The organism is Bacteroidota bacterium (assembly GCA_034723125.1).
Lineage (GTDB): Bacteria > Bacteroidota > Bacteroidia > CAILMK01 > JAAYUY01 > JAYEOP01.
The window spans coordinates 2,812-8,902 of record JAYEOP010000462.1 but is presented as its reverse complement, the minus strand read 5'-3'; the positions used below and the strand labels follow the sequence as shown (position 1 = coordinate 8,902).

The following is a 6,091-nucleotide window of genomic DNA, read 5'->3' as shown; positions in this document are numbered from 1 at the left end:
TAATTAGCTTTACATGAAATTTATTATAGATTTTTTCTTAAAAGTGGTGATTTACTTTTGCGAAAATTTGACGATTTACTTTTGCGAAAATTTGACGATTGCTAGTTGCTGCTTACAACTACTATAATAAATTTTTACAAAGCATACTACCAAAGGCAGTTTGAAATCTGTGAATCTGTCTTTGACAGACGTAGTCTTACTTCTTATTACACTTAGCATATCTTCGACAGACGAAGTCTGTGGCAGTTATTCTTTTCCAGTTTATCTGGGTTAGGGATGTACTTATTGAACTTTATCTCCTTATTAAATTCATTACATCATAAGAAAATTTCTGAGAAATAAGAAAGCAAGTACCCAAGAGGGGAATCGAACCCCTACGACCTAATCGGTCACTAGGCCCTCAACCTAGCGCGTCTACCAGTTCCGCCACCTGGGCATAATTAAAAGAATTGCGATCCCGGAAGGATTCGAACCTTCGACCCACAGCTTAGAAGGCTGTTGCTCTATCCAGCTGAGCTACGGGACCTAAAAATAAAATAAATATAAAAAGAGCAAAGCAGAATGTTTGCTCTTTTGTCGGGGTAGCAGGATTCGAACCTGCGACCCTCTGCTCCCAAAGCAGATGCGCTAACCGGACTGCGCTACACCCCGAAAATTGTAAATTAAATACTAAAATATCAGCATTGCTTTTTAACAACAATTAGTCCAAAAATAGCTACTCTAATAATCTACAAATCATCCTTACAAAGAACTTTTTTAGCGGAGAGGGAGGGATTCGAACCCTCGGTACCGCTTAAAACAGTACAACTGCTTAGCAGGCAGCCCCTTTCAACCACTCAGGCACCTCTCCAACAGAGGTGCAAAAGTAATAAAAAATATGAAACAAAAAATTGCTTTGTTAAAAAGTTTTTAGAAAGTTTGAAATTTGTTACTTTTACATTCTAAATTATTCAACCTTTTAACAATCTATATTGTGAATTTTTAAAAAATATTCAATAAAATGCATTCATTCAAAGAATTTCAAAATATAATATCGCAAGAAATAAAAAACTTAAAAATCAATAAATTCCCTCGTGAACTTTACGAACCCATTGAATATATTTTGGATATAGGAGGTAAAAGATTAAGACCTGTAATAACTCTTATGGTTTGTGAATTATTTGACGGAGATATAAATAAAGCAAAAACCCCTGCAATAGGGATGGAAATATTTCATAATTTTACCCTTATGCATGACGATATTATGGATAAAGCAGACATAAGACGTGGAAAAACTACTGTTCATAAAAAATGGGATAAAAATAGAGCTATTCTTTCGGGAGATGCAATGCTCATAGTAGCAAACCAACTTATGCTGGAAACAGATGATGACATTTTAAGAGAAGTTATGGTACTATACAACAAATCAGGATTATTGGTTTGTGATGGGCAACAATATGACATGAATTTTGAATTATCTAAAAACATTTCTATTCCTGATTACATGAAAATGATAGAATTAAAAACAGCTTCTCTTATATCCGGTTGTTGTAAACTTGGTGCTGTATTAGCAAAAACCAGTGAAGAAAATAAAAATTTAATTGAGGAGTTCGGTTACAATTTAGGAATTTCTTTTCAGCTTGAAGATGATTGTCTTGACACCTTTGGAAATGAAAATATTTTTGGGAAACAAATTGGGGGTGATATTTTAGCAAATAAAAAAACATACTTATACCTTAAAGCTTATGAATTGGCAGATAAAAATACAAAAAAAGAACTTGAACAATGGTATTCTACAACAACTCACAAGGAAAAAGAAAAAATTAAAGCTGTCTTAAATATTTTTAATAAATTAAAAGTTAAAGATAAAATCCGATCTAAAAGTAAGCAATATTTTTATAAAGCGATTAAAAATCTTGACTCTATAAAAGTCTCACAAGAAAAGAAAAAAAATCTTTTAGATTTATCTAATTACCTTGTTAACAGAGATTACTAACTTAGTTTTATTAAAAATAGTTTTTTTCGGTATTGTATTTGTGTTTTGTTGGAAAAATAAAAATCATGCTTTTTAGTTTTATTTATAACACAAAAAAATTAGGCTACATCATTATCAAAAATTATTTAAATCAAATTTATTTGGAAATACCTATTAATATTGTTAAATTTGCTAGATTGTAATTATTTTCATAAAAAAGAAGTAACACAAATTGTTTATTAAAATATTTAAAATATTACTATTTTTCATTGTACTTTCATTTTCATCGTACAATTCATATTCTACCCACCTCATGGGCGGTAGTTTTACCTATGAATATTTAGGTCAGGCAGGTAATAGTTATAAATATAAATTAAAAATTCAGATGTTCAGGGATTGTCAAAATTCCACAACGCCTTTTGACCAAACAATTCGTGTTGGAATTTACAATAATAATTTTTCAAAGAATAAATACGATATTACATCAATAAATCTTAAATCTGAAACAACGGTAAATCCTCCATCGGGAGGAAGTAATTGTTCTTTTGTTCCTAACGTTTGTATAAGAAAAGGCTACTATGAAAAAATAGTATATTTACCATACTCATCAACAGGATATCATTTGTTACATCAAAGATGTTGCAGAAACAATCTTACAAATCTTGCCGCACACATGGGACAATCCTACTATGCTTTTATTCCTGCACAAAGCTATCAAAACAATTCTCCCTATTTCAGTGGAATACCTACTCCTTACATTTGTGCAAACGACACAATAAATATTTCCTATTCGGCTATTGACCCTGATGGAGACTCACTTGTTTACTCATTTGTACGTCCTAATGCAGGCGGAACAGTAAATGACCCTGCCCCTTATCCTTCTAGTAACCTTTCATTACCATTAACAAAAGTTTACTATGCAAGTTCATATAGTTTCACTAAACCTTTTGGAATAACTGGCATATCATCCATAAATCACAATACAGGCTTAGTAAAATTAATGAGTCCTCAAGCAGGATTATATGCAATAGCTGTTGAAGTAAAAGAATATAGAAATGCTGTTCTTTTAAGCTCAGTAATACGTGATATTGAACTAATAATATTGAACTGCCCTAAAAATGACTTGCCAAAATTACTCATTAAAGGAGGAGTAACTTCTTTTACAATTGAAGAAGGCGACATTATTGGTTTTGACATAAAATATACAGATAAAGATAGCATGTATTTTACTCACGAAGGGGGACTTTTTGGAGGAAGTTCAAGCAATGTTTCCTCCCCTTATGCCACCTTATCAGATGTTAATGGAAAAGATACAATAAAAACAGCTTTTTTGTGGCAAACAAGCTGTAATCACGGAAGATCAAATCCATATTTTTTTACAGTAACGGTAAAAGACAATGGTTGTCCATATAAAACAACAATAGATGTTTTTCAAATAAAAGTTGATCCTTTTACAGGACCCGACAGCATTCGCGGAGCTGTAAATGTTTGTGAATATGATAGCGGACTTACTTATGTTGTTTATGGATTATCAGACAACTCACATGTTAACTGGCAAGTTTCCGGTGGTACAATTAAATCGGGGCAAGGAACAGATACAATAATTGTTGACTGGGGAAGTTCCGGGTCAGGAATTTTGAAAGTTTACGAAACAAGCAGGTTTGGTTGCGGTCCCGAATTGCAAACATTTGGAGTAAATATTTATAAATTGCCCGAAGCTAATGCAGGAAAAGATAGAATTATCTGCTCACGTGATACAATCATTTTAGGCGATTCACTTGCTGATACAAACAACACTTATATATGGTCTCCTTCTGATTTTCTCAATGACACTTCACTGGCAAATCCTCAACTTACAATAAAAAACATAACACATTTTCAATTAAGAAAGAAATATTATTTAACAGTTAAAAATAAAAATGACTGTATAAGTACTGATAGCGTATTAATTACAATTAATCCTGAACCTGACACTTTTAACATAAGTGGATCAATAGTACCTTGCTATAAAGGAATTTTCGAATATAAAGCACCAAAAAAACTAAGTTCAACCTTTTACTGGACTTTAGACGGAGGCACACAAATGTCAGGAGCAAATTCCTATGCTATTAATATACTTTGGACTGATAGCATAAAAGGGAAAATAAGTGTTGTTGAATCAAATACTTATGGATGTATTGGTGATACGTCAAAATTAGACGTGAAAATAATTCGTCCTCAAATTAAGATTATAGGACCAAACGTTGTTTGTCCAAATGTAGTGAATGTTGATTTTAGCGTTAAAGAATCTTTAGGCTCTACTTATCAATGGAAAGTTTATCTTGCTACAAGAACAGATTTTGGATCAAAGAATGCAATAAAAGTAAGTTTCCCTGACTCAGGAATAGCAAGAATAACAGCTATTGAAACAACAAAGGAAGGCTGTGTAAGTGATTCTGCAACTAAGGAAGTTATAATTAGCTACCATCTTGAAACATCTGATATTTTTGGAGATACAAATCTTTGTGCTTATACATTAAATGAACCCTACAATGTTTTAAATGTTAATGGCTCTAATTATAATTGGAAGATTAATGGTGGAAATATTATTTGGGGAAATGGAAAAAATGAAATAGGTGTAAATTGGGCTAAGGAACAAATAGCATTACTACAAGTTTTTGAAACAAGTTATGATTCGGTAAATAATAAATATTGTTATGGAGATACTGTTTATCAAAAAATAGTTTTAAATCCTTTACCAAATACTTCACCCATAAACGGCAATTTTGATATATGCGAATTTGATACTTTTACATATTCTGTTCAAGGCTTTCAAAATTCTATTTATGTATGGGAAATAGATGATTCAAATATTGTTTTTAGCGGTCAGTATAGCAACACAATTGAGGTATATTGGCAGGGAAAAGGAGATTTTACACTTTCTGTATTAGAAATAACAAAAGACAGTTGTACAAATAAAATAATTGATACTATTGTTCATGTCCATCCTATACCAACAACAAGTCAAATTTTTGGAGATTCAACTATTTGTTTTCCTGACAATTCCAATAAAGAATATTCAGTAAATGGATTTACCAATTCATCTTTTAACTGGACAATTAATGGCGGAATATTTACCAGCCAAGATGGTAAGTATAAAATATTTGCTGAATGGCTTTCACCTCCTTCAGGATATATTCAGGTTCAGGAAACTTCAGAATGGGGATGTATTGGGGAGATAAAAAACAAAGTTGTTTCTATTGATTCATTATTTCCAAACATAAAAGTTGTTACAACAAAAATTGAAAATGATTTAGAAACAAAAATCAGTTGGGAACTTATTAATGACCAATATTACAACAGAAAAACACTTTTATTTAAAGGTAATCCTAAGTATAGAGATACTTGGAATTTAGTAGATTCATTCCCTAAAAATGTTTTAGAATACGTTGATAAAAATGTATTAACTCATGAATTTTTTTATGACTACATTATTGCAGTAAGCAATGTGTGTAGTGATAGGTTTGAAAGTTCAATACACCGTTCAATACTTCTTAAAGGAAATAAAACAACAGAATTTGATATCAAGCTTTCATGGAATGATTACATCGGATGGAAAAATGGCGTTGAAAGATACGATATTTACAGACGTGTAAATGATGTCGAAACTTTCAATTTATATAATAAAGGAAACATCGACACTACTGCCTCAATTACAGTTGGATTGGATGGAAGAAAACAATGTTACAGAATTGTTGCAGTGCAAAAAGACAATGAAAACTTACAATCATGGTCAAATGAAATTTGTTTTGAATACGATCCTGTTTTACATATTCCCACTGCTTTTACCCCAAATAATGATGGACTAAACGATACATTTAAAGTTAAAGCCTTTAATTTATCAAAATTTAATATGATAATCTTTAATCGCTGGGGCGAAAAAGTATTTTCAACTAACTCAACCAAAGAAGGTTGGGATGGTTACTATAAAGGTAATGCTTGTGATATTGGAACTTATATTGTTATTATTCAGTATGAAGGAAACACTCCAAATCATTTATATAAAGGCACAATAACCCTTATAAAATGATAAGTTTACCATTAAAAATTAAAGTTCTATGTTGATTTGTGTGGGTAAAAAAATATTAAAGCCACAGA

Annotated in this window: 2 protein-coding genes and 4 tRNA genes; 2 read left to right on the top strand and 4 right to left on the bottom strand. The window is 31.3% G+C overall.

Features of this window, described 5'->3' with window-relative positions; translation table 11 throughout:
• Positions 1-351: 351 nt before the first annotated feature.
• The 4 genes from U9R42_12065 to U9R42_12050 all read right to left on the bottom strand — a co-directional run bounded on the left by U9R42_12065 (position 352) and on the right by U9R42_12050 (position 850).
• A tRNA-Leu gene (locus U9R42_12065) sits at positions 352-436 on the bottom strand.
• A 16-nt stretch (positions 437-452) separates the two neighbouring features.
• Positions 453-526, bottom strand: a tRNA-Arg gene (locus tag U9R42_12060).
• Positions 527-576: 50 nt separating this feature from the next.
• A tRNA-Pro gene (locus U9R42_12055) sits at positions 577-651 on the bottom strand.
• Between the two features lie 109 nt (positions 652-760).
• Positions 761-850, bottom strand: a tRNA-Ser gene (locus tag U9R42_12050).
• 150 nt (positions 851-1,000) lie between these two features.
• On the opposite strand from U9R42_12050, the gene U9R42_12045 reads away from it, so the two are divergent.
• Both U9R42_12045 and U9R42_12040 read left to right on the top strand, forming a co-directional pair.
• The gene (locus U9R42_12045) at positions 1,001-1,975 is read left to right on the top strand and encodes a polyprenyl synthetase family protein (protein ID MEA3496753.1); all 975 of its coding nucleotides are present in this window, start codon (positions 1,001-1,003) and stop codon (positions 1,973-1,975) included.
• A gap of 211 nt (positions 1,976-2,186) precedes the next feature.
• Entirely contained in the window at positions 2,187-6,023 is a 3,837-nt protein-coding gene (locus tag U9R42_12040) for a gliding motility-associated C-terminal domain-containing protein (GenBank protein MEA3496752.1), read from the top strand.
• Positions 6,024-6,091: the final 68 nt, after the last annotated feature.

Excerpts from the sequence above, each read along its gene's own strand:
- U9R42_12045 (MEA3496753.1), top strand. The coding sequence starts at position 1,001 with ATGCATTCATTCAAAGAATTTCAAAATATAATATCGCAAGAAATAAAA.